A 26,459-nucleotide genomic window follows, 5' to 3' on the forward strand; every position below is an offset into this window, starting at 1 on the left:
ATACGACTATCGCCACCCGGGAGGCGGAGAGGTGCGGCCGACGGGTTCACACCGATGGCCGCGAGTGCGACGCTGTGATCATGAGCCGTATTCAAGCCGCCCCCGACGAAGCCCAGGGCAACCTCACCGACCGGCTCCTCGCGGGCCTGCCGGCCGAGGCGGTCCTCATCGATCCCGACGTCACGGCCTCCTACGCCAACGACATGGCGAGCTTCTGCCCGTCCGGAGCCCCGGCCGTCGTCGTCCTGCCGCGCACGGTGGAAGAGGTGCAGCATGTCATGCGCATCGCCACCGAGTTGCGTGTCCCCGTGGTCCCGCAGGGCGCCCGCACCGGTCTGTCCGGCGCGGCCAACGCCTCCGAGGGCTGCATCGTGCTGTCCCTGACCAGGATGGACCGCATCCTGGAGATCAACCCGGTCGACCGGATCGCGGTCGTCGAGCCGGGCGTCGTCAACGCCACGCTGTCCCGCGCGGTGAACGAGCACGGCCTGTACTACCCGCCGGACCCCTCCAGCTGGGAGATGTGCACCATCGGCGGCAACATCGGCACCGCCTCCGGCGGCCTGTGCTGCGTGAAGTACGGGGTCACCGCGGAGTACGTGCTCGGCCTGGACGTGGTGCTGGCCGACGGGCGGCTGATGTCCACCGGCCGCCGTACCGCCAAGGGCGTCGCCGGGTACGACCTGACCCGCCTGTTCGTCGGCTCCGAGGGCTCGCTCGGCATCGTCGTACGAGCCGTCCTGGCGCTCAAGCCGCAGCCGCCGCAGCAGCTGGTGCTGGCCGCCGAGTTCGCCTCCGCGGCCGCGGCCTGCGACGCGGTGTGCCGGATCATGAAAACAGAAGGGCGCGAAGCGCTTCCGCAGAAGGGTGGTGGTGGGCGACGGGCGGGCGGACACGTGCCGTCGCTGCTGGAGCTCATGGACCGTACGACGGTCAAGGCCGTCAACGACTTCGCGCACATGGGGCTGCCGGAGACCACCGAGGCGCTGCTGCTGGCCGCCTTCGACACCCCGGACCCGGCCGCCGACCTCGCCGCGGTCGGCGCGCTGTGCGAGGCGGCCGGCGCCACCCAGGTCGTGCCCGCCGACGACGCCGCCGAGTCCGAGATGCTGCTGCAGGCGCGGCGGCTGTCGCTGACCGCGCTGGAGGCCGTCAAGGGCACGACGATGATCGACGACGTGTGCGTGCCGCGGTCCCGGCTCGGCGAGATGCTCGAGGGCATCGAACGGATCGCCGAGAAGTATCAGCTCACCATCGGGGTCTGCGCACACGCCGGTGACGGCAACACGCACCCGACCGTCTGCTTCGACGCCCACGACCCCGACGAGTCGCGGCGCGCCCGTGAGTCCTTCGACGAGATCATGGCCCTCGGCCTCCAACTCGGCGGCACGATCACGGGAGAGCACGGTGTGGGCGTGCTGAAGAAGGAGTGGCTGGCGCGGGAGATCGGCCCGGTGGGGGTCGAGATGCAGCGGGCGATCAAACAGGCCTTCGATCCGCTGGGCATCCTCAACCCCGGCAAACTGTTCTGATCGCGACTGTGAAGTACATGTACGAGGTTGCCCGGAAAGGAGTGGGTCCGGCCGGACTGGCGGTGGCGGGTGCCCCGGTCTGATAGATGTGGAGGCCCCCAATACGACCCCCGAGCAGATACGGGACGACGGACATGAGCGCCCCAACCCCGGAACCCGGTGACGACAGGCCCCGTGAGGGGTACTACCCGGACCCGTCCATCCCTGGATACGTCCGGTACTGGAACGGCTCCGCCTGGGTGCCGGGCACCAGCCGCCCGGCGCCGGCCGGCGGCGAGCCGCTCGGCCCGCCGCCCGGCGTGCGTCCCGCGCCGGCCCCGGCGGTCGAGGAGACGGGCCCCCACTTCTTCGACGAGGACGACCCCGTCCTCGGGCCCGACCCGGCGGCGGCCCGGCACGGCAGCCGGCCCGAACCGGCGTCGGCGTGGGGCGCCGACCGCTCCCAGCAGTCCGGCTTCGGCGGCGACCAGAACCGCCGCGTCTCCTGGGGCACGGACCCGAGGGTGCCCCACACCGCGGGTCCGGAGGCAGCGGGCAACGCCCCCGGCATCCCGAGCCCGGGCACCCCCGCCGACGAGGGCACGATGACCTTCCGCCCGGTGCCACCGAGAGCCTTCCCGACCCAGGGCCCGCCCGCGTCCGGCGCGTCGCCGGCGCCCGGTCCCGCCCGCCAGGACCCGCCGCGCGGCACCGCGCCCGCGGGCGAGCCCGGGGCGTCCGCGTTCGGCGGGGGTTCCGCTGCCGGTGGGCCTGCCCCGGCCGGGGGTTCCGGCGTCGGCGGCCCCGGCTTCGGTGCCGGAAAGGCCGCCGCCGAGCGCGCGGCAGCGGCGCAGGCGCAGGGCCAGGCGGGCAGCCAGGCGCAGGGCCAGGCAGGGGCGCGGGCGGGGTCCGCCTCCCCGCAGGCTTCCGCCGCCGCGGCCGCGAGCGCTGCCGCGCCTGCCGCGAACCCCGCCGAGCCCGGGGCAGCCGCGCCGGCGCAGGGGCGCGCTCAGGCCGGCGCTCAGCCGCGGGGTCAGGTCGGCGCTCGACCCGGAGCCGCTGCCCCGCAGGCTTCCGCCGCCGCTCCCGCCCCGCCAGGCGCGTCCTCAGGGCTCTCGGGGGGCGCCGTTCCCTCGGAGCCCCCCGCCCCGTCCCTGCCGCAGCAGTCCGGCGCCCCCCGGGCCGCGTCCGCGCCGCTGACCAGTGGGCCCGGCGGCGGGCAGTCCTCGTGGGCGCAGCAGGTGCACCAGCTGGCGGGGGCGGGTGACGAGCAACCCGTCGCGCCCTGGAAGCCGCCGGTCGAGGACCCGTTCCAGGCGGCGGCGCGACGGCAGGCGGCGGCTCGCCCGGCCGGCCTCGGCAAGCGGCTGGCCGCGCGGTTGGTCGACTCGGTCGTCGTCGGGGGCGTGACCGCGGTGGCCGCCGTACCGCTCGGCGCCAGGGCGATCGACCACATCAACGACAAGATCGACGCGGCCAAGCTCTCCGGCCGCACGGTCACCGTCTGGCTCCTGGACGGCACCACGGGGACGTACCTCGGCATCGTCCTCGCCGTGCTGCTGCTCTTCGGCGCCCTGTACGAGGTGCTGCCCACGGTCAAGTGGGGCCGCACCCTGGGCAAGAAGCTGTGCGGTCTGGAAGTACGGGACATCGAGGCCCACGAGCCCCCGGCCTTCGGTCCCGCCCTGCGCCGCTGGCTCGTCTACAGCGTCCCCGGTCTCCTCGGCGTCGGCCTCGTGGGCGTGGTGTGGTGCCTGTTCGACCGACCGTGGCACCAGTGCTGGCACGACAAGGCGGCGCACACGTTCGTGGCCGGTTGACCGGACCGACGCGGACCGCCCCGGGCACCGGACGGCTTCGGCGGGTTGACGTGCGTGGCGCGGGTTGACGCGTGGTCGGGGCGTTCGCCGTTTTCGTACGGCTGTCCGCCGCGCGCGGGCGCCGGGCCGCCCCCGGGCCCCGCGCCGCAGCCCGCTGCTCCGGGCGGGGAGTCGCCGCCCGGTTCCGGCGGTTGGCCGTGGCGCGGCGCCGCCCGGGCGGCCGGGGTCATCCGTACGGCCCGTCCCGGGTGCGGGCCGGACCCGCTCGCGGTGCACTCGGCGCATGAGCACCGAACCGCCCCACGGCTCCGGACCGCAGCCACCGCCCCCCGGCGGGCAGCCGCCACCCTCCGGCGGCGGCCCCGAGGGCGGAGGGCCGTACGGCGGAGGCCAGGGTGGCGGCCCGTACGGCCCCGATGGGCCCCATGGCGGTGGGGGCGGTCCTTACGGTGGCGGTCCTTACGGAGGTGGGCCGTACCCCAAGGACCCCCTCGCCGGCATGCCCCCGCTCGCCGACAGTGGCAAGCGCACCCTCGCCCGGATCGTCGACCTGATCCTGGTGGGGATCGTCGTCGCGCTGATCACCTGGGCGCTGCGGATCGACGAGTACGCGGTGAACGCCGAGAACGTGCAGGTCGGCAAGTCCGTGGCGCAGTCGGTCGTCGGGGTGGTGCTCTACATGGCCTACGACACCTTCATGATCACCAGATCCGGGCAGACCCTCGGCAAGAAGTGGCTCGGCCTGCGCGTGGCCAACCTGGACGACGGCTCCACCCCGTCCGTCCAGACCGCGCTGGCACGCGCCGCGGTGCTGTGGATCCCGTGCTGGTTCTGCTGCGCCTGCCTCTGGCTGGTGATCTGCGGCGGCTGGAGCTTCTTCGACCGCCCCTACAAGCAGGGCCTGCACGACAAGGCGGCCAAGACGGTGGTGGTCAGCACCGGCTGACCGCGATTCCGAGGACGGGAAGGGTCAGGGAGCCGTCCGCCCCCGCACCGGCTCCACCCCCGCCGAGACCGGCTCCCGCCGCACCCGCACAGGCACCTGCCCGGCGGCCGGCTCCGCCGTGCGTGCCTTCGGCAGCGGTACCGTCATGGCGACCAGGAGGCCCAGTGCGAGCGCCGATACGGAGATGACCACGATTCCCGGGCCCGAACTCGTCCGGGACAGCAGCAACATGGCGAGCGTCGAGAAGATCACGGTGCAGGAGCCGTAGGCGAGCTGTGCGGTGGTCGGACGAGGCATGGCAATCGGTCCTCGGAAGTGGGGGTCTCCCCCCGTGCCTCTCACTTGGGGGAGGGTGCGGACAGGGAACTGCGGGTGTGACAAGGATGTCGGCCTGGTTTTCCACCGGCTTCCGGGTGTTCCGCCGGTCGACTCTACCGCCTGTGTGCCCGAGCGGAACCGTTGGTAAGCGTGGCCTAACCCACGGTGCCGGTGCACAGGGGGCGCACGGAGTCATGCGGTCCACGTAGTGGACGGATTCGCGCGCCCATTCGGGGCCGTTCCGTTCGCACGGCCCCGCGGCCCGCCGCCACCCCCGCGTCCGTAAAGCGGACGTACGCTCCGCATAGTGCAGTTGACCTGTTCAAGTCAAGGTCTGTATTTTCTCGTCAACCTCTAGTCGAATGACGTCACTTGACTACACGCGTTGCTCGCGCGCGGACATTCCCTTGTTCCCAGGACCCCCTTCCGCGTGCGCGAACGCGTCAGGGGAGGACATCAAGTGACCAGTAGGCCATGGACGTTCAGAACAGCCGCGATCGGTGTCGCGCTCGCGGCGGCCACCGCCACGTTCTCGACGTCCGCCGTCGCGGAGGCCGTCACGACGGCCGACTCCGCCTCCGTGGACCGGCACGACCCGCAGCCGGTCGAGCAGCACGAGCACGACCTGGACGGCCCGCTGAGCCAGACTCGGAAGGCCCAGCGCCAGGAGGCCCTGAACCAGCTCATCGCCGGCAAGACCAAGGTCCAGAACCGGCACGGCTCCAAGGTCGTCGAGCTCAAGGGCAAGAAGGGCGACACCAAGTACGTCGAGCTGGGCCGGGAGAAGACCGACAAGATCTTCACCATCCTGGTCGAGTTCGGCGACAAGACGGACCCGAAGTACGGCGGCACGCCCGGCCCCCTGCACAACCGGATAGACCCGCCGGACCGCAAGAAGGACAACAGCACGGCCTGGCAGAAGGACTACGACCGGAAGCACTTCCAGGACCTGTACTTCGGCACCGGCAAGAACGTCGAGTCGGTCAAGAAGTACTACGAGACCCAGTCCTCGGGCCGCTACTCGGTCGACGGCGAGGTCTCCGACTGGGTCAAGGTGCCCTACAACGAGGCCCGTTACGGCAACAATGCCTGCGGCTCCAGCAACTGCCCCAGCGTGTGGAACATCGTCAGCGACGGCGTCACCGCCTGGGTCGCCCAGCAGAAGGCGGCCGGCCGGACCGACGCCCAGATCAAGGCGGACCTGGCCCAGTACGACCAGTGGGACCGCTACGACTACGACGGCGACGGCGACTTCAACGAGCCGGACGGCTACATCGACCACTTCCAGATCGTGCACGCCGGTGAGGACGAGTCCGCCGGCGGCGGCGCCCAGGGCACCGACGCGATCTGGGCCCACCGCTGGTACGCCTTCGGCACCGACGCCGGCGCCACCGGCCCCGAGTACAACAAGCTCGGCGGCGCGCAGATCGGCGACACCGGCATCTGGGTCGGCGACTACACCATCCAGCCGGAGAACGGCGGCCTCGGCGTCTTCGCCCACGAGTACGGCCACGACCTCGGCCTGCCGGACGAGTACGACACCGCGGGCGGCGAGAACTCCACCGGCTTCTGGACGCTGATGTCCTCCGGTTCCTGGCTCGGCCGCGGCAAGGACGCCATCGGCGACCTGCCGGGCGACATGAACGCCTGGGACAAGCTGCAGCTGGGCTGGCTGAACTACGACACCGCCAAGGCCGGCGTGAAGTCCGCGCACAGGCTGGGCCTGTCCGAGTACAACACCAAGCACCGGCAGGCCGTGGTGGTCTCCCTGCCCGACAAGGCGGTCACCACTACGGTCGTCACCCCGGCCCAGGGCGCCACGCAGTGGTGGAGCGGCAGCGCCAACAACCTGAAGAACACGCTGACCCGGTCCGTGGACCTCACCGGCAGGACGTCGGCCACCCTCACCCTCGACGGGTGGTACGACATCGAGGCCAACTACGACTACCTCTACACCGAGGTCTCCACCGACGGCGGCGCCAACTGGACCGCCGTGGACGGCACCGTCGACGGCCGGCCGATCCCGCGTGACGCCAGCGACGCCCCGGCCCTGACCGGCTCGGTCGACGCCTACAAGAAGCTGTCGTACGACCTCGACGCCTACGCCGGCCAGAAGATCCAGCTCCGCTTCCGCTACCAGACCGACGGCGGTGTGGCGCTGAAGGGCTTCGCGGCCGACCGGATCACGCTGACCGCGGACGGCTCGGTGCTCTTCGCGGACGACGCCGAGAGCGCGGACCCGGCGTGGACGGCGAACGGCTTCTCCCGGATCGGCGCGTCCTTCACCAGGGACTACAAGCAGTACTACATCGCCGAGAACCGGCAGTACGTGTCGTACGACACCACGCTGAAGACCGGCCCGTACAACTTCGGCTTCCTCGACACCGACCGTCCGGACTGGGTGGAGCACTTCCCGTACCAGAACGGCCTGCTGATCTGGAAGTGGGACACCTCCCAGGCCGACAACAACACCAGCAGGCACCCGGGCACCGGCCGGATCCTCCCGGTCGACTCGCACCCGGACGCGCTGAGGTGGTCCGACGGCACGCTGATGCGCAACCGCATCCAGAGCTACGACGCGCCGTTCAGCACGTACGGCACGGACGGCTTCACGCTGCACAAGGCGGGCGTGGCCACGAAGATCAAGCCGTCGAAGGGCGTGCCGGTCTTCAACGACCACACCAACACCTACTGGGACCCGTCGAACCCGGCCGGCAGTGTCCAGGTCACTGACACCAACACCAAGATCAAGATCACCAAGGAGGCCAAGGACGGCTCCACGATCGAGCTCGAGGTCGGCAGCGCGGTGAAGTAGTCGGTATTTCCGCAGGTCAGACGCGTATCGGCGGCAACCCCCTGGCGGGTTGCCGCCGATCGTGTTTAGGTGCCTGCTGTCGCTCTCTTATTGACACCGACCGGAACGGGGATGTGACCGCATGGCCGCAGGAGGTTTCTGCAAGCTGCCGAACGGCACCGTGGTGGTGGCGCTGAACCTGCCCAGCCCCGCCCCCGACGGCGTCGGCGGCGTCCGCGTGCTCGTCCACGCCCGCAACCGTGCCCGCGCCCTGACCCGCCTGCGCAACCTGGGCCTGCGCGCGATCTACCTGCGCGGCAACGCGGCCCCACCCACCCCGGACGAGGTCACCGCGGTCCTCCACCACCCCGACGGCCTGATATGGCGCACGTCCCCCGACAACCCTGTCGACGTCCTGGAGCTGTGGCACCCGATCAGAACCCTGCTGCGCCGCGGGACGGCGGTGCGCGCGTAACGCCTGACGGCGGGGCGCCTGCCTGACTGGTGGCGGGTGTCCGGGGGCGGCGCGGGTCCGGTGGCCGTGCCTGTGCGGCGGTGGAGACGCCGGTGGCCGCGGAGGCGTCGGTGGCCGCGGGGACGGCGTCGGCGGTGGGCACGCCGGTGATGCGGCGGTGGGCACGCCGGTGACGCGGCGGTGGGCTGTGGCTGTGCCGCCCGGGGGTCCGCGGGGTCAGGCGACGACCGGTTTGCCCTTGAGTTCCACGCCTGCCTGGCGCAGCTCCTCCAGGGCCCGTTCCGTGGTGGCCTCGGCCACCCCGGCGGTGAGGTCCAGCAGCACCTGGGTGCGGAAGCCCTCCTTGACGGCGTCCAGGGCGGTGGCGCGGACGCAGTGGTCCGTGGCGATGCCGACCACGTCCACCTCGTCGATCTCGCGGGCCCTGAGCCAGTCGGCCAGGGACACGCCGTTCTCGTCCGTGCCCTCGAAGCCGCTGTAGGCCGCCGAGTAGGCACCCTTGTCGAAGACGGCGTCGACCGCGCCGGAGGCGACGGCGGGGGCGAAGTTCGGGTGGAAGCCCACGCCCTCGGTGCCCGCGACGCAGTGCGCGGGCCAGGAGCGGACGTAGTCGGGGTTGTCGGCGAAGTGGCCGCCGGGCGCGATGTGGTGGTCGCGGGTGGCCACCACGTGCCGGTAGCCGGCGGGCGCCTGCCCGATCAGCTCGGTGATCGCGGCGGCGACGTCGGCGCCCCCGGCCACCGCGAGGCTGCCCCCCTCGCAGAAGTCGTTCTGCACATCAACGACGATCAAGGCGCGGCGCATGGGCGGTGTCCTTCGACTATCGGGTCGGCGGGATGAACGGGATGAACCGGATGAACCGGATGAAGGGGTGCGGGGCCCGGCCGTGGAACCACGAGCCCGTGGACTTCACGGGCCGGGCGGGAGGGCACTTCCGGCGGCGTGGGGGTTTTCGGCGGCGTACTGAAGCGGGGCACCGTTTTTAGCTACCCGAGCCCCCGTGGACGTACTCCGTCGGAAGGACGGGTTCCCCTCGGGAGAGCTGTGTCGCGGACAGCGGCAGACCGGCGCGGGCGGCCGCGTGCCGGTCCCGGGCCGCGTCCAGCGGCTCGCGGGCGACCACCTCGCCGCCCTTGACCAGCTCGACCAGCAGCTGCCGGTCGGCCAGCGCGTCCGGCACCGGCCCGGTGCCCACCACCTCGGCCTCCGGGACCCCGTCCGCGTCCAGCCGGCGCGCCGCCCACTTGCGGCCGCCGACGGAGGTCTTGCCGCCGGTGGACTTCTTCGCCACCGGCATCAGCGGCGCTCCCGGCTCGGCGCTCTCGGCACGGGCGACCAGCTTGTAGACCATGGAGGCCGTCGGATGGCCGGAGCCGGTCACCAGCTGGGTGCCGACCCCGTAGGCGTCCACCGGCGCGATCGCGAGCGAGGCGATGGCGTACTCGTCCAGGTCCGAGGTGACGATGATCTTCGTGTTCCGGGCACCCAGCTCGTCCAGCTGCTGGCGCACCCGGTGCGCGACCAGCAGCAGGTCGCCGGAGTCGATGCGCACCGAGCCCAGCTCCGGCCCGGCGATCTCCACGGCCGTGCGGACCGCCTCGGCCACGTCGTACGTGTCCACCAGCAGCGTCGTGTCCCGGCCCAGCGAGTCGACCTGCGCCTGGAAGGCGTCCCGCTCGCTGTCGTGCAGCAGGGTGAAGGCATGGGCGGAGGTGCCGACGGTCGGGATGTTGTAGCGGAAGCCGGCGGCCAGGTCCGAGGTGGAGGCGAAGCCGCCGACGTAGGCGGCCCGCGCGGCGGCCACCGCGGCCAGCTCGTGGGTGCGGCGGGCGCCCATCTCGATCAGCGGCCGGTCACCGGCGGCCGAGGCCATCCGGGAGGCGGCGGCCGCGATCGCGGAGTCGTGGTTGAGGATCGACAGGATCACGGTCTCCAGCAGCACGCACTCGCCGAACGACCCCTCCACCCGCATGATCGGCGAGCCCGGGAAGTAGACCTCGCCCTCGGGATAGCCCCAGACGTCACCGCTGAACCGGTAGCCGGCGAGCCACTCCAGCGTCGCCTCGTCGACGACCTCGCGCTCCCGCAGGAAGCGGAGCACGCCCTCGTCGAAGCGGAAGTTCTCCACCGCGTCCAGCACCCGCCCGGTGCCGCCCACGACACCGTAGCGGCGCCCGTCGGGCAGCCGCCGGGTGAAGACCTCGAAGACGCTGCGCCGCTCGGCGGTCCCGGCCTTCAGGGCCGCCTGCAGCATGGTCAGCTCGTAGTGGTCCGTGAAGAGCGCCGTCGACGGGACATTCACCGGCAGCCCAAGGTCCGCTGTGTTCATGACGACGGATCGTACTCCCATCTCGTCAGACTGACGATTTGGGGGCTGCCGCGCGGATCACCGCGGTGCCCGTTTGTGCGGGTACCCCCTCGGGATGGCAGCATGGGCCGTGTGACGGCAGCCGCACCCATCGAGATCGAGAAGACCGAGTCGGCGGAAGAGGTCTTCGCCGTACCCGAGCCCGACGTCCCCTGGGTGACGATCGTCCACAACGACCCCGTCAACCTCATGAGCTACGTCACGTACGTCTTCCAGGCGTACTTCGGCTACTCCAAGGACAAGGCCACCAAGCTCATGCTCGACGTCCATCACAAAGGCCGGGCGGTCGTCTCCAGCGGAACGCGCGAGGAGATGGAACGGGACGTGCAGGCCATGCACGGCTACGGTCTGTGGGCCACCCTCCAGCAGGATCGGAAGTAGCGAACCCCCTTCATGGCAGGACACTTCGAACCGCTCCCCGGCGGTGGCGCGGCCATCGCCCTCGACGACGTCGAGATCTCCGTCATCCGCTCGCTGGCCGTGCAGCTCCTGGAGCTCATCGGCCCCGGCCCCGCCGAGGACGCCTCCGGCGACCCGCTCGCCGAACTGTTCGCCGAGGGCCCGAGCGAACCACCCTCCGACCCGGTCCTGATGCGGCTCTTCCCGGACGCCTACTGCGGCCCCGAGGAGCCTCCCGGCACCCCGCAGGACGCCGCCGAGCGGCGCGCCCACTCGGCCGAGTTCCGCCGCTACACCGAGAACGACCTGCGTGCCGGCAAGCGCGAGAACGCCCTCGCGATGATCCACTCGCTCAACGAGCTCGCGCCCGCCGGCGAGGGCGGGGCGGTGCTGGAGCTGTCCGTGGAGGACTCCAGGCGGTGGCTCGGCGCGCTCAACGACCTGCGCCTGGCGATCGGCTCCCGGCTGGAGATCACCGACGAGGACGACACCGACGACCTCTACCTCCTGTCGGACGAGGACCCGCGCAAGCCGATGGTGATGGCCTATCTGTGGCTGGGCGGCCTCCAGGAGACCCTCGTCTCCACCCTCATGCCGTAGTCCCCTCCGACATCTCCCGGATCTCTTCCGGATTTCTCCCGGTTTGTGTGGATTCCGTGTTCGCTCAGGGGACGCTCAAATCCGGATAACGATCAGGTCACCGCCGTGGCCTGTTATGGGCCCGCGATGTGCGCTTCGCCCGCTTCTCCCTGTGGCATGCCTCACAAAGATTCCCGTTGATCAGTGTTGCCACCGTGATAAACCTGCACGATCGCCCGGCGAACACCACCCACGTTCAGCCGGGTGCGCCACCGAGCCGGTCACCACCGGCGGGGCACAACTCCATCAATCCGGGGGGATCGGAACCCGATCCGCGGCCGACCAACGGCCCGGATCGGCATGGAGAAAGGCGCACCACACATGACCTCACCGAAGGTCACGGAGGCTCCCGAAGAGGGATACGAGCGCGGACTCGGCAGCCGCCAGGTCCAGATGATCGCCATCGGCGGCGCCATCGGCGTCGGCCTCTTCCTGCAAGCCGGGGCGAACATCGCCAAGGCCGGACCGAGCCTCATCGTCATGTACGCCCTCGCGGGCCTGATCATCTTCTTCGTCATGCGGGCGCTCGGCGAGCTCCTGCTCTACCGCCCGGTCTCGGGCTCCTTCGCGGAGTACTCCCGCGAGTTCCTCGGCCCGTTCTTCGGCTACTTCACCGGCTGGACGTACTGGCTGATGTGGGTGGTCACCGGCATGGCCGAGCTGACGGCCGCCGCGATCTACATCAACTACTGGTTCCCGGCGATCCCGCAATGGGTCACCGCCCTGGTCTTCCTGGTCGTTCTCTTCGTCGCCAACCTGATCTCCGTCAAGCTGTTCGGCGAGATCGAGTTCTGGTTCTCGATGGTCAAGGTCACCGCCATCATCGGCATGATCGTCATCGGCCTGGGCGTGCTCACCTTCGGCTTCAGCGCCGCCGGTGACACCGCCACCGCCGCCAACCTCTGGCAGTTCGACGGCTTCTTCCCCAAGGGCATCGGCTCCTCCCTGATGACCCTGCAGGGCGTGATGTTCGCCTACCTCGCCGTCGAACTGGTCGGCGTCACCGCCGGCGAGTCCGAGAACCCCGAGAAGACCCTCCCCAAGGCCATCAACACCCTGCCCTGGCGGATCGCCCTGTTCTACGTCGGCGCCCTCACCGTCATCCTGTGCGTGGTGAAGTGGACCGAGTTCGCCCCCGGCGTCAGCCCCTTCGTCAAGGCGTTCGCGGTCATCGGCATCCCGGCGGGCGCCGGCATCGTCAACTTCGTGGTGCTCACCGCCGCCCTGTCCTCCTGCAACTCCGGCATGTACTCCACCGGCCGCATGCTGCGCACCCTCGCGGACAAGGGCGAGGCCCCCCGGTTCTTCAACCGCCTGTCGTCCTCCAGGACCCCGGCGCTCGGCATCACCGTCTCCGTGCTCTTCATGGGCATCGGCGTGGTGCTGAACTACATCGTCCCGGAGAAGGCCTTCGGCTACGTCACCTCCGTCGCCACCGCGGCCGGCATCTGGACGTGGCTGATGATCCTCATCAGCCACGTGCTGTACCGGCGGGCCGTCGACGCGGGCCGGCTGCGCGCCTCCTCCTTCCCGGCGCCGGGCGGCTCGGTGTGCTCCTACATCGCCATCGCGTTCCTGTTCTTCGTCACCGGCCTGATCGCCTACGACGCCGAGACCCGAGTCTGCCTGTACGTGATGGCCGTGTGGACCGCCGCCCTCGCCGCCGGCTGGGCGGTCCTCAAGGCCCGCAACCCGCAGGTCACCGAGCGCCGCGAGCCGCAGCTCGAGAAGGCCGAAAAGGTCGGCTGACCCGGCGGCGCTCCCCGGACCGGACGCCCGGCGGGGGCGGGCACTCCTGGCACCCGCTCCCGCAGCCGCTCAGGACGTCCGCCATGTGGGCCGCCCCGTACCACCCCTCGGTACGGGGCGGCCCGCCCGTCGCCCACCACCGCCCTGCCTGACGCTCCCCCAGTGCCGAAAGTCTGGGGGGACCCCCACCGCGCGGCCGCCCCTTTTTTTGGTCTGTCTATGCTGGCCGGCATGCTGACCATCACCCAGGCCCTCTACGACCAGATCGTCGCCCACGCCCGCAAGGACCACCCGGACGAGGCGTGCGGCGTCATCGCCGGCCCCGTGGGCTCCGGCCGGCCCGAGCGGTTCATCCCCATGGTCAACGCGGCCCGCTCGCCCACCTTCTACGAGTTCGGCTCCCAGGACCTGCTCAAGCTGTACCGGGAGATGGACGACCGCGACGAGGAGCCGGTCGTCGTGTACCACTCCCACACCGCGACCGAGGCCTACCCCTCCCGCACCGACGTCACCTACGCCAACGAGCCGGGCGCCCACTACGTCCTGGTGTCCACGGCCGACACCGACGGGCTCGGCGAGTTCCAGTTCCGCTCGTTCCGCATCGTGGAAGGGGAGATCACCGAGGAGGAGGTCAAGGTGGTCGAGGCGTACTGACCGGCCTGCGCATCCCGCACATATCCCGCAACGTGGACAAAGCCGTCCGAGGGGTGAGATCGCCTTCCGGGTTCCGGACCGGGAATCGATACGATGACCCCATGGTTTCCCATGACGTGAGCGATCAGACGCCGGGCATGCTGCTCGTGGCGCGGCTGCACGTCGACCTGTGCAGGCTGAACAGCGCCATCTGTTGACGTTCCCTGCCGCCGTACGGCCGTGAGCCGCGGCGCTCCCCCAGTGCCGAAAGCCTGGGGGGACCCCCATCGCGCCCCCCGAACCGAACGACACCCTTTTCCGACAGGAGCCCGCCACCATGGCCATCGAGGTCCGCATCCCCACCATCCTCCGCCAGTACACCGACGGCCAGAAGACCGTGGAAGGCAACGGGGAGACCCTCGCCGAGCTCTTCGCCGACCTCGAGACCCGGCACCCGGGCATCCAGGCCCGCATCGTCGACGGCGAGCAGCTGCGCCGCTTCGTCAACGTCTACCTGAACGACGAGGACGTCCGCTTCCTGGACGGCATCTCCACCAAGCTCGCCGACGGCGACAACGTCACGATCCTGCCGGCCGTCGCCGGCGGCATGCGCTGATCGGTCGCTGATCAGCGATGCGCTACGACTCCCCGCTGGCCGCGGTGGGCAACACCCCCCTGGTGTGCCTGCCGCGGCTGTCGCCGTCCGCCGACGTCCGTATCTGGGCGAAGCTGGAGGACCGCAACCCGACCGGTTCGATCAAGGACCGCCCCGCCCTGCACATGATCGAGCAGGCGGAGAAGGACGGCCGCCTCACCCCGGGCTGCACGATCCTCGAGCCGACCTCCGGCAACACCGGCATCTCGCTGGCCATGGCCGCCAAGCTCAAGGGCTACCGCATGGTGTGCGTGATGCCCGAGAACACCTCCCAGGAACGCCGGGACCTGCTCGGCATGTGGGGCGCGGAGATCATCTCCTCGCCGGCCGCGGGCGGCTCCAACACCGCCGTACGCGTGGCCAAGGAACTGTCCGCCGAGCACCCGGACTGGGTGATGCTCTACCAGTACGGCAACCCGGACAACGCCGGCGCCCACTACGCCACCACCGGCCCCGAGATCCTCGCCGACCTGCCCTCCATCACGCACTTCGTCGCGGGCCTGGGCACCACCGGCACCCTCATGGGCGTCGGCCGCCACCTGCGCGAGCACAAGCCGGACATACAGATCGTCGCCGCCGAACCGCGCTACGACGACCTGGTCTACGGCCTGCGCAACCTCGACGAGGGCTTCGTCCCGGAGCTGTACGACGCCTCCGTCCTGACCACCCGCTACTCGGTCGGCTCCGCCGACGCGGTCACCCGCACCCGGGAACTCCTCCAGCAGGAGGGCATCTTCGCGGGCGTCTCCACCGGCGCCGCCCTGCACGCGGCCATCGGCGTCGGCAGGAAGGCGCTGAAGGCGGGCGAGAGCGCCGACATCGTGTTCATCGTCGCCGACGGCGGCTGGAAGTACCTCTCCACCGGCGTCTACACGGCGGCCACCACCGAGGAGGCCATCGACAGGCTCCAGGGACAGCTCTGGGCATAGCCCTTCGGCAGCCCTTCGGCCGATTTCGCGGTCACGCCGAAGTTCAGCGGAGGCAGACGGGGCAAGAAGGACAGGGAACGGCACCCGGGTCTGAAAGGCGGCCGTCCCATGCGCCGTACGACGCTCCAGCGCACCACCGTCACCGCCGCGGCGGTGACGGTGCTCCTGGCCGGGTGCGGCGCGGGGCACGACGGCGCGGGCTCCGGGAGGGACGGCGCCGGCTCCCCGTCGGCCTCCGGTCCGGCCTCCGCCCCGAAACCCGCGCCAGGCTGTACGGACCACGCCGAACTCACCGCCGCCGACTCCGGGCAGACCCTCTGCCTGAGGGTCGGCGGACAGGTGCGGCTCACCCTGGACGGGACCAAGGACCGCCCCTGGAGGCCGGTGAAGTCCACCGGAACCGCCCTGCGGGCCACCAACGCCGGCATCGTGATCCTGCCGGGCGACGCCGTCGCCGCCTTCGACGCGGTCACGCCCGGAACGGCCCGGCTCACCTCCACCCGCCCGCTGTGCGCGGCCGGCCCCGGCCGGACCGGGTGCGAGGGCATCCAGACGTGGACGGTCACCGTAAAGGTGGCGAGGCCATGAACCGCACCCGACGCGGCCCCCCGCTCAGCCGGCCAGATACCGCACCTGGTCCCACAGCACCGGGTCCACGACCCCCACCCGGCGCCGGAAGTCCCACACCGGCACCTCCCGGACCTCGTCGGTCTCCAGGAAGCTGGTCCGCCCCTGCGCGTCCCCCACCGAGCCCGGCGGCAGGGGAATCACCCCGGTCCGCTCGTCGTGGTACTTGCTGGTGATCCTCGCGACCCTGGCGCGCTTGCCGTGCACCGACAGCACCAGACAGGGCCGGTCCTTCGACCCCGGCCCCTCGTCGTAGGGCACGTTGGCCCACCAGATCTCCGCCGGCTGCGGACGCGCCACGGCGGTCCGGCCGTCCGGACGGCCGGGTGGACGCATCCGCCGGCCCGCGGGCCGGCGGCCCCGCCCCCAGCCGTCGACGAGCGTGGCGACGAACGCGAGCAGCACCACCGCCGCGAGCGCCGGCCACCAGGACGTGTCCATAAGGATGACGGTACCGGCGCGCGACCCTCTGTGCGCGCCCTCTTACGGACCCCATGCGCCCCACATCCAGCCGAACCGGTGACACCACAGGTGAGTTCGCCCACAACAGCCCTTACCGGAGGAGCGACTGGACGTTTTGCGCCTTACGCTCGACGGACCGCACGACCCCCGTCACCTTCTTTTTGCTGTTCCCCGCCAGCGGAGGTTTCTGCTTCATGAAGCTCACCGTCGTCGGCTGCTCGGGGTCGTTCCCGTCCGCGGAATCGGCCTGCTCGAGCTACCTCGTCGAGGCCGACGGCTTCCGGTTGCTTCTCGACATGGGCAACGGCGCCCTGGGCGAGCTGCAGCGCCACTGCGGTCTCTACGACCTCGACGCCATCTTCCTGAGCCATCTGCACGCCGATCACTGCATCGACATGCTCGGCTACTTCGTCGCGCGCTACTACCGGCACGACGGAGGCCGCTGCGACCCCATCCCGGTCTACGGGCCCGAGGGCACCGAACACCGGCTCACCACCGCCTACGCCGACACGCCCACCGCCTCCTCCATGAGCGAGGTGTTCGACTTCCACACGGTCAAGCCCGGCACCTTCGAGATCGGCCCCTTCATCGTGCACACCGACCTGGTGGCCCACCCCGTGGAGGCGTACGGCATCCGTGTCGAGCACGGCGGCAAGGTACTGACGTACTCCGGGGACACCGGGGTGAGCGACGCGCTGGACGAACTCGCCCGCGACGCCGACCTGTTCCTGTGCGAGGCCGCCTTCACGGACGGCAAGGAGGACATCCCCGCCCTCCACCTCAACGGCCGCGAGGCAGGCGAGACCGCCACCCGCGCCCGCGCCCGCCGCCTGGTCCTCACCCACATCCCCCCGTGGACCGACCCCGAGATCAACCTGGCCGACGCCCGCGCGGCCTACGCCGGCCCGGTCGAACTGGCGGCGCCGAGCGTGACGTACGAGATCTGAGCCCGACGCACGCGACGGCCCCGGAGCGGGAAAGCTCCGGGGCCGTCGCGCAGGTGCTGCCGGGCCCTACTTGGCCTCGGTCCTCTGCAACTCGGCGAGCTCCTCGTCCGACTCACGTCCCGGCGTGGGCAGATTGAACTTGGTGATCGCGAAGCGGAAGACCGCGTAGTAGACCACGGCGAAGCACAGACCCACCAGGACCAGGCCCCACGGGTTGCTCGCGATGCCCAGGTTCAGTCCGAAGTCGATCACGCCCGCCGAGAAGCCGAAACCGTCCTTCATGCCCAGCGCCCAGGTCAGCGCCATCGAGACACCGGTGAGCACCGCGTGGATGGCATACAGCACCGGCGCGATGAACATGAACGTGAACTCGATCGGCTCGGTCACGCCGGTGACGAACGACGTCAGCGCGACCGAGAACATCATGCCGCCGACCACCTTGCGGCGCTCCGGACGGGCGCAGTGGACGATGGCCAGGCACGCCGCCGGCAGACCGAACATCATGATCGGGAAAAAGCCGGTCATGAACTGGCCCGCCGTCGGGTCGCCGGCCAGGAAGCGGGCGATGTCGCCGCTCTTGCCCTGGTACTCGCCCGCCTGGAGCCACGGGAACGAGTTCAGCAGGTGGTGCATGCCGACCGGGATCAGCGCACGGTTGGCGACACCGAAGACGCCGGCGCCGACGGCACCCGAACCGACCAGCCACTCACCGAGGTTGTGCAGGACCGCGCCGAGGACCGGCCAGACGTAGCCGAAGACGATGCCGATGAGCAGGCCCGCGAAGGAGGAGAGGATCGGCACCAGACGGCGTCCGCCGAAGAAGCCCGCCCAGTCCGGCAGCTTGGTGCGGTGGAAGCGCTGGTACAGCAGGGCGACCACGAGGCCCATCACCACGCCGCCGAGGACCCCGGCGTCCACCGGCTTGTCCATCATGACGATCTTGCCGTCGACGACCTGTGCCACCTTCGTCAGGTTCTTGTCCGTGAACGTGGCCAGTACGTTCTTGAAGACCAGGTAGCCCACGACCGCCGCGAGGGCGGTGGAGCCGTCGGACTTCTTCGCGAAGCCGATCGCGATGCCCACGGCGAACAGCAGCGCCATGTTGTCGAGAATCGCGTTGCCGCCGGCCGCCATGAAGGAGGCGATCCTGGTCAGGAACGTCGGGAAGGACGGGCGTCCCAGCATGTCGTCGTTGCCGAGGCGCACCAGAAGGGCGGCGGCGGGCAGTACCGCCACCGGCAGCATGAGGCTGCGGCCGATGCGCTGCAGCACAGCCATCACGCCGGCGCCCTTCTTCTTCTCGGCCGCGGGAGCGGCGTTGGCTGTGGTCACAAGTCCCTCCAGTGGCGTGACGCCGCCCGGACAAACAGAAAGGGAAGGGCGGCTCTCAGGTCTACACCACTCAGTGGTGTAGACCTGTTCTAGCACGATGGGGTCGACGCAAGGAACCCACCATGTTTGGCCCCTGTCCCCAGGGTGGTGTAGACCAGTCCCCAGACGGTTCGGTACCGACCAGGGAGAAGGATCATGGCCAGCAAGGCTGAGAAAATCGTCGCCGGGCTCGGCGGCCTCGACAACATCGAAGAAGTCGAAGGCTGCATCACCCGCCTCCGCACCGAGGTCAACGACCCCGCACTGGTCGACGAAGCCGCCCTCAAGGCCGCCGGCGCCCACGGCGTCGTCAAGATGGGCACTGCCATCCAGGTCGTCATCGGCACCGACGCGGACCCCATCGCGGCGGAGATCGAAGACATGATGTGAACCCCGCGGGCCACCGCAAGGCCCCGCGGTTCACCCGGTAAGGGGCTCTTCCCACCGCGGAAGGAGCCCCTTCCCCACGGGGGACTAGGCTCGACGCCATGTCTCGAATCGACGGCCGCACCCCCGAACAACTCCGCCCGGTCACCATCGAACGCGGCTGGAGCAAGCACGCCGAGGGCTCCGTCCTCGTCTCCTTCGGCGACACCAAGGTCCTCTGCACCGCCTCCGTCACCGAAGGCGTCCCGCGCTGGCGCAAGGGCAGCGGCGAAGGCTGGGTCACCGCCGAGTACGCCATGCTCCCCCGCGCCACCAACACCCGCGGCGACCGCGAATCCGTCAAGGGCAGGATCGGCGGCCGCACCCACGAGATCTCCCGCCTCATCGGCCGCTCCCTGCGCTCGGTCGTCGACTACAAGGCCCTCGGCGAGAACACCATCGTCCTGGACTGCGACGTCCTCCAGGCCGACGGCGGCACCCGCACCGCGGCCATCACCGGCGCGTACGTCGCGCTGGCCGACGCGATCTCCTGGGCCCAGTCCAAGAAGCTGATCAGGCCCGGCCGCCAGCCGCTGGCAGGCACGGTCAGCGCGGTCTCGGTGGGCATCGTCGGCGGAGTCCCGCTCCTGGACCTCTGCTACGAGGAAGACGTACGCGCCGACACCGACATGAACGTCGTCTGCACCGGCGACGGCCGCTTCGTCGAGGTCCAGGGCACCGCCGAGGCCGAACCCTTCGCCCGCGACGAACTCAACACCCTCCTCGACCTCGCCGTCGCCGGCTGCACGGAACTCGCGGCCATCCAGCAGACGGTCCTGGCGAAGTGAAGGAGCGGAACCGAAGCATGACCCGCCTGGTCCTCGCCACCCGCAACGCCGGAAAGATCACCGAACTCCGAGCGATCCTCACCGACGCCGGCCTGCCCCACGAACTGGTCGGCACCGACGCCTACCCGGACATCCCCGACGTCAAGGAAACGGGAGTGACGTTCGCCGAGAACGCCCTCCTGAAGGCCCGCGCCCTCGCCCGGGCCACCGGCCTCCCCGCCGTCGCCGACGACTCCGGCCTCTGCGTCGACGTCCTCGGCGGCGCTCCCGGCATCTTCTCCGCCCGCTGGTCCGGCCGCCACGGCGACGACAAGGCCAACCTGGACCTGCTCCTGGCCCAGCTTGCGGACATCGCCGACGACCACCGAGCCGCCCACTTCGCCTGCGCGGCGGCCCTCGCCCTGCCGGACGGCACGGAGAGGGTGGTCGAGGGCCAGTTGCGCGGGGTCCTGCGGCACGCCCCCGCGGGCACGAACGGCTTCGGCTACGACCCGATCCTCCAGCCGGAGGGCGAGACGCGCACCTGCGCGGAGCTGACTCCGGAGGAGAAGAACGCGATCAGCCATAGGGGGAAGGCGTTCAGGGCGCTGGTGCCGGTGGTGCGGGAGCTGTTGGGCTGAGTAATGGGAGAGGGGCTGCCCAGCTGGGCAGCCCCTCTTACGGCGTGCGGCCGGTGGGAGTCGAACCCACATGGGCAAACGCCCCGAGGCACCTAAAACCTCTGCTTATACCGTTCAGCAACGGCCGCGTGCCTGCCCATGCTACCGGGAATCACCCGCCTGCTCGCGATGTCGCTTCCTGCCCCGGCACCAGGTGCTGGTGATCGCATGGCAGTTGGGGCACAACAGGCGTAGGTTCTCCCGCCGATCGTCGCTCCAATCCCCGTTGATGTGGTCGACCTCCAACGTCATGGGTCTCCCGAGCCATTCCGGCCCAACGCCGCACCTGGCACACTCCTCGGGTACGCCGACTTCGCGGAGGGCGCGACGCAGCAAGCGAGTTCCCCTCCGGACCTTGCCGTCGTGCTGGATCAGGATGTCCTTGGCACGCTTGGCAGGAACTGGTCCTGGCTTCCCGCGCTGATGCGCCTGACCCAGGAAATGCGCGGTCGAGAACTGCGCTTCGGCGATCCACTCGCGAAGCATCGCACGCTGTGCCTCGTTGTCGGGGCGGTCGAGACGGCGGAGCACTTCGGCGATGGACGCTGATTGGGCCACCGCTACACGCACCGCCTCGGGCGTGGGCCGAGTCGTGAGCCTAGTCCGCCTGCCACAATGACGGAAGTGCGAGACATCGATTCCGAAGTGCTCGAAACGCCGGAAAAGGTAGCGGCGGAGGCTGTTGTACGGCCGAGTGCCGAGAAACGCGATGACCTCGTCAATGTCAGAACACTTGGCGGCAGCCTCGGTCAACCACTCGCGTGTGTACTGCACCCCCATGCTCATACCTCGCCAGCCACACGGCGGCCCTTGCCGCGCCCTCGGTAGTTGTCGGTCGTCGAGTGGCAGTTGGGGCAAAGGAACCGTAGATTCTCGGTGCGGTTGTCGCGCCAGTTGCCGTTGATGTGGTCGACCTCGAGCGGTAGTGGCTCGTTCTGCCAGTCCGCCCCGATCCCACACAGTGCGCAGCGCTCCTCCACGCCCAGTTCACGCAGCGCCCTCTTGAGTCGGTTGTTCGGTACACGCCTAGGATGCGCTGACGTGTCTTCGACGAGGATCTCTGCGGCGGTCCGGCGGCGCTGGTTGTGCCGCATGCGCTCGGTTCTGACCGTCGGCATAAAGTGAGACGTGTCGATGTGGTACGTCCTGATCCGGCGACTGATGTGTGTGTGATGCCCGCCGACGACCTCAAGGCCGAGATGGCGCAGCACCTCATTCACACTCGTGGAGGCCGCCACCACCCGTTCCAGGACTTCCCTCGTCCATTTCACTCCCTCCCGCTCGAAGTGGGACACGTCCACGCCCAACTTCTTCATCCGCGCTCGGATGTAGTCCCTCGTCGAACTCCTCGGATCCACCCCCAACCTCTCCAGCGCCTCCGACAACGTCCGCGCCCCGCGAGCCGCCTCCTCCAGCCGCTCCCGGGTGTACGCACTGGCCCCCATGGGTCCCCTCCGTTCTCGGCCATACGTTCATGGCCCATACGGAGTAACGAACCGGTAATCGGACAGTCACGCAGGGAATGCGAAGCGGCCCGCGCCGGGGATTTCCGGTGCGGGCCGCCGAGGGTCTGCGCTCAGATGCCCAGATCCTTGATGATCTTGGCCACGTGGCCGGTGGCCTTGACGTTGTGGAGGGCGCGTTCGACCTTGCCCTCCTCGTCCACGATCACCGTGGAGCGGATGACGCCGACGACCGTCTTGCCGTAGAGCTTCTTCTCGCCGTAGGCGCCGTAGGACTCCAGGACCTTCTTGTCGGGGTCGGCCAGGAGCGTGACCTTCAGGGACTCCTTCTCGCGGAACTTCGCCAGCTTCTCCGGCTTGTCGGGGGAGATGCCGATCACGTCGTAGCCGGCGGCCGCCAGCACGTCCAGGTTGTCGGTGAAGTCGCAGGCCTGCTTGGTGCAGCCGGGGGTGAGGGCGGCCGGGTAGAAGTAGACGATGACCTTGCGGCCCGCGTAGTCGGCCAGCGACACCTCCTTGCCGTCGGCGTCGGGGAGGGTGAAGGCGGGGGCGGCGTCCCCGGGCTGGAGTCGCTCGGTCATCGAAGGTCGTCTCCTCGTACGTGCCGATACCGTGTCGCTCCGAGGGTAACCGGGGGTGCCGACAGCGCGGTCGGAGCGAGAGCTGACAGACTGTGCTGAACAGGCATCAGTTGACTTCGGAGGCGGTACGGTGGCGGACACCGCGGACACCAGAACCCCGGCTGAGATCGAGGCGGACATCAGGCGCCGCCGCGAGGTGCTGGCCGAGACGCTCGACGAGATCGGGGCGCGCGTGCACCCGAAGACCATCGTCGGGGACGCCAAGGCCAAGGTCGTCTCCAACATCGATCACACGCTCGGGCGGGCCTATGTGCAGGTCAACCGGGTCGTGAGTGATGTGCGGGGACAGTTTGTGGACGAGCAGGGCGCCCCGCGTCTCGAGCGGGTCGTACCGGTCGCGCTCGTTGCTGTCGGGCTGGTCGGGCTGCTCGCTCTGGGTGCCCGCAGGCGCCGGAGCTGAGCCGCTCGGCCACCCACCGCGTGCGGGCGCGTTGAAGGCAGGTAGGTTTTCAGGCGTGAGCGCCAAGAGAAATGAGCACAGCAGCCACCACGACAAGCTGCCCATCCGGATGCTGCACGACCGGGTGCTCGTCCGGCAGGACACGAGCGAGGGCGAGCGGCGTTCGGGCGGCGGCATCCTGATCCCCGCGACGGCGGCGGTGGGACGCCGGCTGGCCTGGGCGGAGGTCGTGGCGGTCGGGCAGAACGTGCGGACCGTGGAACCGGGGGACCGTGTGTTGTTCGACCCGGAGGACCGTGCCGAGGTCGAGGTGCGTGGGGTCGGGTACGTGCTCATGCGCGAGCGCGATCTGCACGCGGTGGCCGCGGACCGGTTCGAGGGGTCGGAGGACTCCACCGGCCTGTATCTGTAGACCGACGTAGTCCGAGTTGAAGGGGCTGGTGACCCTTGTCACCGGCCCCTTTGCCGTTCCTGTTCCTTTGCTAGCCTCATGCACGAGCCCGACGAGACGCGCCGTACCGGGACGTAGGCAAAGACGACGCACCCCCGTTTCCCGTCACGTCGTCTCGGAGGTGCCTGTCATGGCCTGGGTTCTGCTCGTCGTCGCCGGTCTGCTGGAAGTGGGCTGGTCGATCGGGATGAAGTACACCGACGGGTTCACCCGGCTCGTGCCCAGCGTGCTCACCGGCGCCGGGATCGTCGCGAGCATGGTCATGCTGTCGTACGCCGCCCGCACCCTGCCCATCGGAACCGCCTACGGCGTGTGGGTGGGCATCGGGGCGGCCGGTGCGGCGGTGGTCGGCATGGTGGTGCTGGGGGAGCCGGCGACCGCCGCCCGGATCTTCTTCGTGTGTCTGCTGCTGGTGGCCGTGGTGGGGCTCAAGATGACTTCCGGCCACTGAACAGGCCGGCCGTCGTGCCGCCGTCGCCGGAGGTGCCGACCGACGTGCCCCCGCTGCCGTTGCCCTGGCCGCCGCCGTTCCCGCCGGGCGTGCCTCCCGTGCCGCCGTCGCCGGGCGGGGTGCCTCCGGTGTCCGAGCCGGTGTCGCCGGTCGGCGGGGCGCCGCCGGTGTCACCCGTGGGGCTCTCCGTGGGGCCCCCGGTGGGGCCGTCCGTGGTCTGGCCCTCGGTCCCCTGGTCCTGGCCCTGCCCCTGGGTGCCCTGGTCGCCGCTGTCCGTGCCGCCGTCGCCGTTGTCCTCGCTGTCGCCCGGCGTCTCGGCGGGTACGGAGGGCGGCTCCTCGATCTGGTCGGCGCCCGGCTGGAGCTGGAGGTCGAAGTCGGTGACCGGCTTGTTCTTCAGGGCGTCCCTGGTGAACTGCGCCCAGATCTGGGCGGGCGGCCCGCCGCCGTTGACGCGGTCCAGGCCCATGGCGCCGTAGAGCGACTTGTGGTGGGCGGTGACCGGGTCCTGGCCCATGACGGACACGACGGTGGCGAGGTCGGGGGTGTAGCCGGCGAACCAGGCGGCGGTGTCCTCCTCGGCGGTGCCGGTCTTGCCGGCGGCCGGGCGGCCGGCGGCCTGGGCGGCGGTGGCGGTGCCGTTCTGGACGACGCTCTGCAGGATCGCGGTGGTGGTGTCGGCGGCCTGGCGGCCGATCTCCTGGGACTCGGTGCGCGCGGGCAGTTCGACGGTGTCGGTGCCGTCCTTGGTGATCTTCTTGATCATCGTGTACGGGCCGTGCTTGCCGTGGTTGGCGAGCGTGGCGTAGGCCTGGGCCATGTCCACGACGCTGGCGTTGGCCGTCCCGAGCGCGATGGACGGGACGCCGGTCAGCTCCGGGGTGTCGGCCGGCAGGCCGAGCGCGACGGCCGTGTCCCTGACCTTGTCGGGACCGACGTCGACGGCCATCTGCGCGTACACCGCGTTGACGGACTTGTCGGTGGCCTCGCGGACGGTGATGTCGCCGTAGGAGCGCTGGTCCTCGTTCTCGGGGTCGTAGAAGCCGCTCCAGCCCTCGACGGGGCGCTTGTTGGTGCCGTCGTAGTAGGTGTTCGGGGTGATCAGGCGGCCGTCGCGGGTCTGGGAGACGTTCTGGACGGCGGCGGTGAACACGAACGGCTTGAAGACGGAGCCGACCTGGAAGTCCCGGCGGGTGGCGTTGTTCGTGTACTGCTGGACGTAGTCGATGCCGCCGTACATGGCCACGAGTTCGCCGGTCTTGGGGTCGATCGCGGCGCCGCCGGCCCGGACGTAGGTGTCGACCTTGCGGTTTTTCTTGTCGAGCTTGCTCATCAGCTGGTCGTTGACGGCCCTGACGAAGGCGTTCTGCTTGTTCTTCCGCAGGGTCGTGGTGATGCGGTAGCCGCCCGCGTCGAGCTGGTCCTCGTCGAGGATCTTGTTCTTGGCCAGGTAGTCCTTGACCGCGCGGACGATGTAGCCGCGCTGTCCGGCCATGCCGATGGGGGCGGTGGCCTCCTTCGGCGTGGGGAACTTCATGCCGGCCCGCTGCGAGGGGCTCAGCCAGCCCTTGGTGACCATGCCGTCCAGGACGTAGTTCCAGCGGGCCGTCGCGGCGGGCTTGTTCTCCGGGTGGGCGACGACGTCGTACTGGCTGGGGGCGTTGACCAGCGCGGCCAGGTAGGCGGCGCGGGCCGGGTCGAGGTCCTTGGCCTTGACGCCGTAGTACGCCTGGGCGGCGGCCTGGATGCCATAGGCGTTGCGGCCGAAGTAGCTGGTGTTGAGGTAGCCCTCGAGGATCTGGTCCTTGGGCTCGCTGCGGTCCAGCTTGATCGCGATGAAGAACTCCTTCACCTTGCGGGCGACGGTCTGCTCCTGGCCCAGGTAGTAGTTCTTCACGTACTGCTGGGTGATCGTGGAGCCGGACTGCCGGCCCTTGCCGGTGGCGGTGTTCCAGGCGGCGCGCACCATCGCTTTGGGGTCGACGGCGGACTCGGTGTAGAAGTCGCGGTCCTCGGCGGCGAGCACGGCGTGCTGGGCGTCCTTGGAGATCTGGGCGAGGCCGACGCTCTCCCGGTTGATCTCGCCGTCGCGGGTGATCTCGGTGCCGTCGGCGTACAGGTAGACGTTGGCCTGCTTGACGGCCAGGGCGTTGGCGGGCGGGATCTTCACCAGCGAGTAGCCGAGGAAGAACGCTCCGATGCCCAGCAGGACGACGGTGAGGAAGCCGCCGAGCACCGTGCGCCAGGTCGGGACGGCACGGCGCCATCCGGTGCGCCTGGGCCGGCCGGCCTCCTCGCCCTCCGCCTCGGGCGCCGCCGGTGGCTCCGGTGCGGCCACGCCCTGGTTCGGGGCCTGCGGCTCCGGTCGCGCCTGCGGCTCCGGCTTCGGCTGCGGCTCGTCGCTCATCTCGTGTACGGACTCCTGTTTTCGCGTCGTACGTTCCCGTACGCCCTCATGCGCCTTCCGCGCCCCCAGATGAAGACTCTCGCACCAAGGGTTCCGTTCCCGGTCAAGCACACTTGTCCGGGCCGGAAAA

Annotated in this window: 29 protein-coding genes, 1 tRNA gene and 1 riboswitch; of the genes, 20 read left to right on the forward strand and 10 right to left on the reverse strand. The window is 70.3% G+C overall.

All coding sequences use genetic code 11. From position 1 onward, the window contains the following. The first annotated feature begins 74 nt into the window (after positions 1 to 74). The 3 genes from ACX25U_RS22700 (at position 75) to ACX25U_RS22710 (ending at position 4,277) form a co-directional block, all read left to right on the forward strand. Positions 75 to 1,532, forward strand: a complete 1,458-nt coding sequence (locus ACX25U_RS22700; protein WP_454382677.1) for an FAD-binding oxidoreductase — start codon at positions 75 to 77, stop codon at positions 1,530 to 1,532. Positions 1,533 to 1,666: 134 nt separating this feature from the next. Continuing rightward, complete coding sequence (locus tag ACX25U_RS22705; protein WP_454382678.1) at positions 1,667 to 3,331, forward strand: RDD family protein; 1,665 nt, start codon at positions 1,667 to 1,669, stop codon at positions 3,329 to 3,331. A 283-nt stretch (positions 3,332 to 3,614) separates the two neighbouring features. Then, positions 3,615 to 4,277 (forward strand): RDD family protein, encoded by a 663-nt coding sequence (locus tag ACX25U_RS22710; protein ID WP_454382679.1) that lies wholly within the window; start codon positions 3,615 to 3,617, stop codon positions 4,275 to 4,277. A 24-nt stretch (positions 4,278 to 4,301) separates the two neighbouring features. Here ACX25U_RS22710 and ACX25U_RS22715 read toward each other — a convergent pair whose 3' ends face one another. Next, a complete protein-coding gene (locus ACX25U_RS22715) occupies positions 4,302 to 4,574 on the reverse strand; it encodes a hypothetical protein (RefSeq protein WP_454382680.1) in 273 nt (90 codons plus the stop codon). Positions 4,575 to 5,055: 481 nt separating this feature from the next. Here ACX25U_RS22715 and ACX25U_RS22720 point away from each other — a divergent pair, with 481 nt between their 5' ends. Beyond that, complete coding sequence (locus tag ACX25U_RS22720; protein ID WP_454382681.1) at positions 5,056 to 7,410, forward strand: immune inhibitor A domain-containing protein; 2,355 nt, start codon at positions 5,056 to 5,058, stop codon at positions 7,408 to 7,410. 121 nt (positions 7,411 to 7,531) lie between these two features. Next, the gene (locus ACX25U_RS22725) at positions 7,532 to 7,864 is read left to right on the forward strand and encodes a hypothetical protein (protein ID WP_454382682.1); all 333 of its coding nucleotides are present in this window, start codon (positions 7,532 to 7,534) and stop codon (positions 7,862 to 7,864) included. 216 nt (positions 7,865 to 8,080) lie between these two features. Here the strand turns inward: ACX25U_RS22725 and ACX25U_RS22730 are convergent, their stop codons facing one another. Then, positions 8,081 to 8,668 carry an isochorismatase family protein gene (locus ACX25U_RS22730; RefSeq protein ID WP_454382683.1) on the reverse strand — a complete coding sequence of 196 codons (588 nt, stop codon included), beginning with the start codon at positions 8,666 to 8,668 and terminating at the stop codon, positions 8,081 to 8,083. A 178-nt stretch (positions 8,669 to 8,846) separates the two neighbouring features. Beyond that, entirely contained in the window at positions 8,847 to 10,193 is a 1,347-nt protein-coding gene (locus tag ACX25U_RS22735) for a nicotinate phosphoribosyltransferase (protein WP_454382684.1), read from the reverse strand. A 102-nt stretch (positions 10,194 to 10,295) separates the two neighbouring features. Between ACX25U_RS22735 and clpS the strand changes: the two genes are divergently transcribed. From clpS to ACX25U_RS22775, 8 genes are all read left to right on the forward strand, one after another. Continuing rightward, positions 10,296 to 10,613, forward strand: coding sequence for an ATP-dependent Clp protease adapter ClpS (gene clpS, locus ACX25U_RS22740; RefSeq protein ID WP_454382685.1), 318 nt, complete (start codon positions 10,296 to 10,298; stop codon positions 10,611 to 10,613). A gap of 12 nt (positions 10,614 to 10,625) precedes the next feature. Then, the gene (locus tag ACX25U_RS22745; RefSeq protein WP_454382686.1) at positions 10,626 to 11,231 is read left to right on the forward strand and encodes a DUF2017 domain-containing protein; all 606 of its coding nucleotides are present in this window, start codon (positions 10,626 to 10,628) and stop codon (positions 11,229 to 11,231) included. A gap of 360 nt (positions 11,232 to 11,591) precedes the next feature. Next, a complete protein-coding gene (locus ACX25U_RS22750; RefSeq protein WP_454382687.1) occupies positions 11,592 to 13,019 on the forward strand; it encodes an amino acid permease in 1,428 nt (475 codons plus the stop codon). A 231-nt stretch (positions 13,020 to 13,250) separates the two neighbouring features. Further along, the gene (locus ACX25U_RS22755; RefSeq protein ID WP_454382688.1) at positions 13,251 to 13,673 is read left to right on the forward strand and encodes a Mov34/MPN/PAD-1 family protein; all 423 of its coding nucleotides are present in this window, start codon (positions 13,251 to 13,253) and stop codon (positions 13,671 to 13,673) included. Positions 13,674 to 13,774: 101 nt separating this feature from the next. Beyond that, positions 13,775 to 13,870: a putative leader peptide gene (locus ACX25U_RS22760; RefSeq protein ID WP_454382689.1), complete on the forward strand. Its 96-nt coding sequence runs from the start codon at positions 13,775 to 13,777 to the stop codon at positions 13,868 to 13,870. Positions 13,871 to 13,989: 119 nt separating this feature from the next. Further along, a complete protein-coding gene (locus ACX25U_RS22765) occupies positions 13,990 to 14,268 on the forward strand; it encodes a MoaD/ThiS family protein (RefSeq protein ID WP_454382690.1) in 279 nt (92 codons plus the stop codon). 17 nt (positions 14,269 to 14,285) lie between these two features. Next, positions 14,286 to 15,236 carry a PLP-dependent cysteine synthase family protein gene (locus ACX25U_RS22770; RefSeq protein WP_454382692.1) on the forward strand — a complete coding sequence of 317 codons (951 nt, stop codon included), beginning with the start codon at positions 14,286 to 14,288 and terminating at the stop codon, positions 15,234 to 15,236. Between the two features lie 108 nt (positions 15,237 to 15,344). After that, positions 15,345 to 15,824, forward strand: a complete 480-nt coding sequence (locus tag ACX25U_RS22775) for a hypothetical protein (protein ID WP_454382694.1) — start codon at positions 15,345 to 15,347, stop codon at positions 15,822 to 15,824. Positions 15,825 to 15,848: 24 nt separating this feature from the next. Here ACX25U_RS22775 and ACX25U_RS22780 read toward each other — a convergent pair whose 3' ends face one another. Then, on the reverse strand, positions 15,849 to 16,304 hold the full coding sequence (locus ACX25U_RS22780) for a type II toxin-antitoxin system PemK/MazF family toxin (protein WP_454382696.1): 456 nt from the start codon (positions 16,302 to 16,304) through the stop codon (positions 15,849 to 15,851). 215 nt (positions 16,305 to 16,519) lie between these two features. Between ACX25U_RS22780 and ACX25U_RS22785 the strand changes: the two genes are divergently transcribed. Beyond that, a complete protein-coding gene (locus ACX25U_RS22785) occupies positions 16,520 to 17,272 on the forward strand; it encodes an MBL fold metallo-hydrolase (protein ID WP_454382697.1) in 753 nt (250 codons plus the stop codon). A gap of 66 nt (positions 17,273 to 17,338) precedes the next feature. Here the strand turns inward: ACX25U_RS22785 and ACX25U_RS22790 are convergent, their stop codons facing one another. Further along, positions 17,339 to 18,604, reverse strand: coding sequence for a PTS transporter subunit EIIC (locus ACX25U_RS22790; RefSeq protein WP_454382698.1), 1,266 nt, complete (start codon positions 18,602 to 18,604; stop codon positions 17,339 to 17,341). A 195-nt stretch (positions 18,605 to 18,799) separates the two neighbouring features. Here ACX25U_RS22790 and ACX25U_RS22795 point away from each other — a divergent pair, with 195 nt between their 5' ends. The 3 genes from ACX25U_RS22795 (at position 18,800) to rdgB (ending at position 20,477) form a co-directional block, all read left to right on the forward strand. Further along, complete coding sequence (locus tag ACX25U_RS22795) at positions 18,800 to 19,033, forward strand: glucose PTS transporter subunit EIIB (RefSeq protein ID WP_454382700.1); 234 nt, start codon at positions 18,800 to 18,802, stop codon at positions 19,031 to 19,033. Between the two features lie 98 nt (positions 19,034 to 19,131). Beyond that, positions 19,132 to 19,857, forward strand: coding sequence for a ribonuclease PH (rph, locus tag ACX25U_RS22800; RefSeq protein ID WP_454382702.1), 726 nt, complete (start codon positions 19,132 to 19,134; stop codon positions 19,855 to 19,857). 17 nt (positions 19,858 to 19,874) lie between these two features. Then, complete coding sequence (gene rdgB, locus ACX25U_RS22805; protein ID WP_454382704.1) at positions 19,875 to 20,477, forward strand: RdgB/HAM1 family non-canonical purine NTP pyrophosphatase; 603 nt, start codon at positions 19,875 to 19,877, stop codon at positions 20,475 to 20,477. A 45-nt stretch (positions 20,478 to 20,522) separates the two neighbouring features. Here rdgB and ACX25U_RS22810 read toward each other — a convergent pair. The 4 genes from ACX25U_RS22810 to bcp all read right to left on the reverse strand — a co-directional run bounded on the left by ACX25U_RS22810 (position 20,523) and on the right by bcp (position 22,560). Then, positions 20,523 to 20,605: transfer RNA gene (locus ACX25U_RS22810), tRNA-Leu, on the reverse strand. A 13-nt stretch (positions 20,606 to 20,618) separates the two neighbouring features. After that, positions 20,619 to 21,302 carry an HNH endonuclease signature motif containing protein gene (locus ACX25U_RS22815; protein ID WP_454382706.1) on the reverse strand — a complete coding sequence of 228 codons (684 nt, stop codon included), beginning with the start codon at positions 21,300 to 21,302 and terminating at the stop codon, positions 20,619 to 20,621. After that, positions 21,299 to 21,961 carry an HNH endonuclease signature motif containing protein gene (locus tag ACX25U_RS22820; protein WP_454382708.1) on the reverse strand — a complete coding sequence of 221 codons (663 nt, stop codon included), beginning with the start codon at positions 21,959 to 21,961 and terminating at the stop codon, positions 21,299 to 21,301. The genes ACX25U_RS22815 and ACX25U_RS22820 overlap by 4 nt, the downstream gene beginning before the upstream one ends. A gap of 131 nt (positions 21,962 to 22,092) precedes the next feature. After that, on the reverse strand, positions 22,093 to 22,560 hold the full coding sequence (bcp, locus tag ACX25U_RS22825; protein ID WP_454382709.1) for a thioredoxin-dependent thiol peroxidase: 468 nt from the start codon (positions 22,558 to 22,560) through the stop codon (positions 22,093 to 22,095). 130 nt (positions 22,561 to 22,690) lie between these two features. Here bcp and ACX25U_RS22830 point away from each other — a divergent pair, with 130 nt between their 5' ends. The 3 genes from ACX25U_RS22830 (at position 22,691) to sugE (ending at position 23,922) form a co-directional block, all read left to right on the forward strand. Continuing rightward, positions 22,691 to 23,020, forward strand: a complete 330-nt coding sequence (locus ACX25U_RS22830; RefSeq protein WP_454382710.1) for a DUF3618 domain-containing protein — start codon at positions 22,691 to 22,693, stop codon at positions 23,018 to 23,020. 55 nt (positions 23,021 to 23,075) lie between these two features. Continuing rightward, on the forward strand, positions 23,076 to 23,432 hold the full coding sequence (locus ACX25U_RS22835) for a GroES family chaperonin (protein ID WP_112466413.1): 357 nt from the start codon (positions 23,076 to 23,078) through the stop codon (positions 23,430 to 23,432). Between the two features lie 70 nt (positions 23,433 to 23,502). Continuing rightward, positions 23,503 to 23,565, forward strand: a riboswitch (guanidine-III (ykkC-III) riboswitch). Between the two features lie 36 nt (positions 23,566 to 23,601). Continuing rightward, a complete protein-coding gene (gene sugE, locus ACX25U_RS22840; RefSeq protein WP_454382712.1) occupies positions 23,602 to 23,922 on the forward strand; it encodes a quaternary ammonium compound efflux SMR transporter SugE in 321 nt (106 codons plus the stop codon). Here the strand turns inward: sugE and ACX25U_RS22845 are convergent. Then, positions 23,900 to 26,329, reverse strand: coding sequence for a transglycosylase domain-containing protein (locus tag ACX25U_RS22845; RefSeq protein ID WP_454382713.1), 2,430 nt, complete (start codon positions 26,327 to 26,329; stop codon positions 23,900 to 23,902). The genes sugE and ACX25U_RS22845 overlap by 23 nt on opposite strands. Positions 26,330 to 26,459 lie beyond the last annotated feature (130 nt).

The sequence above is a fragment of the Streptomyces sp. JNUCC 63 genome, from assembly GCF_054366325.1.

Bases quoted from the DNA above. Each gene is read 5' to 3' on its own strand.
- ACX25U_RS22715 (WP_454382680.1), bottom strand. From the start codon at position 4,574: ATGCCTCGTCCGACCACCGCACAGCTCGCCTACGGCTCCTGCACCGTG.
- ACX25U_RS22820 (WP_454382708.1), bottom strand. From the start codon at position 21,961: ATGGGGGCCAGTGCGTACACCCGGGAGCGGCTGGAGGAGGCGGCTCGC.
- ACX25U_RS22760 (WP_454382689.1), top strand. From the start codon at position 13,775: ATGGTTTCCCATGACGTGAGCGATCAGACGCCGGGCATGCTGCTCGTG.
- ACX25U_RS22735 (WP_454382684.1), bottom strand. From the start codon at position 10,193: ATGAACACAGCGGACCTTGGGCTGCCGGTGAATGTCCCGTCGACGGCG.
- ACX25U_RS22815 (WP_454382706.1), bottom strand. From the start codon at position 21,302: ATGAGCATGGGGGTGCAGTACACACGCGAGTGGTTGACCGAGGCTGCC.
- ACX25U_RS22765 (WP_454382690.1), top strand. From the start codon at position 13,990: ATGGCCATCGAGGTCCGCATCCCCACCATCCTCCGCCAGTACACCGAC.
- ACX25U_RS22710 (WP_454382679.1), top strand. From the start codon at position 3,615: ATGAGCACCGAACCGCCCCACGGCTCCGGACCGCAGCCACCGCCCCCC.
- sugE (WP_454382712.1), top strand. From the start codon at position 23,602: ATGGCCTGGGTTCTGCTCGTCGTCGCCGGTCTGCTGGAAGTGGGCTGG.
- ACX25U_RS22795 (WP_454382700.1), top strand. From the start codon at position 18,800: ATGGCCAGCAAGGCTGAGAAAATCGTCGCCGGGCTCGGCGGCCTCGAC.
- ACX25U_RS22775 (WP_454382694.1), top strand. From the start codon at position 15,345: ATGCGCCGTACGACGCTCCAGCGCACCACCGTCACCGCCGCGGCGGTG.
- clpS (WP_454382685.1), top strand. From the start codon at position 10,296: ATGGGCCGTGTGACGGCAGCCGCACCCATCGAGATCGAGAAGACCGAG.
- ACX25U_RS22755 (WP_454382688.1), top strand. From the start codon at position 13,251: ATGCTGACCATCACCCAGGCCCTCTACGACCAGATCGTCGCCCACGCC.
- rph (WP_454382702.1), top strand. From the start codon at position 19,132: ATGTCTCGAATCGACGGCCGCACCCCCGAACAACTCCGCCCGGTCACC.
- ACX25U_RS22845 (WP_454382713.1), bottom strand. From the start codon at position 26,329: ATGAGCGACGAGCCGCAGCCGAAGCCGGAGCCGCAGGCGCGACCGGAG.
- ACX25U_RS22750 (WP_454382687.1), top strand. From the start codon at position 11,592: ATGACCTCACCGAAGGTCACGGAGGCTCCCGAAGAGGGATACGAGCGC.
- bcp (WP_454382709.1), bottom strand. From the start codon at position 22,560: ATGACCGAGCGACTCCAGCCCGGGGACGCCGCCCCCGCCTTCACCCTC.
- ACX25U_RS22725 (WP_454382682.1), top strand. From the start codon at position 7,532: ATGGCCGCAGGAGGTTTCTGCAAGCTGCCGAACGGCACCGTGGTGGTG.
- ACX25U_RS22770 (WP_454382692.1), top strand. From the start codon at position 14,286: ATGCGCTACGACTCCCCGCTGGCCGCGGTGGGCAACACCCCCCTGGTG.
- ACX25U_RS22705 (WP_454382678.1), top strand. From the start codon at position 1,667: ATGAGCGCCCCAACCCCGGAACCCGGTGACGACAGGCCCCGTGAGGGG.
- ACX25U_RS22745 (WP_454382686.1), top strand. From the start codon at position 10,626: ATGGCAGGACACTTCGAACCGCTCCCCGGCGGTGGCGCGGCCATCGCC.
- ACX25U_RS22785 (WP_454382697.1), top strand. From the start codon at position 16,520: ATGAAGCTCACCGTCGTCGGCTGCTCGGGGTCGTTCCCGTCCGCGGAA.
- ACX25U_RS22730 (WP_454382683.1), bottom strand. From the start codon at position 8,668: ATGCGCCGCGCCTTGATCGTCGTTGATGTGCAGAACGACTTCTGCGAG.
- rdgB (WP_454382704.1), top strand. From the start codon at position 19,875: ATGACCCGCCTGGTCCTCGCCACCCGCAACGCCGGAAAGATCACCGAA.
- ACX25U_RS22780 (WP_454382696.1), bottom strand. From the start codon at position 16,304: ATGGACACGTCCTGGTGGCCGGCGCTCGCGGCGGTGGTGCTGCTCGCG.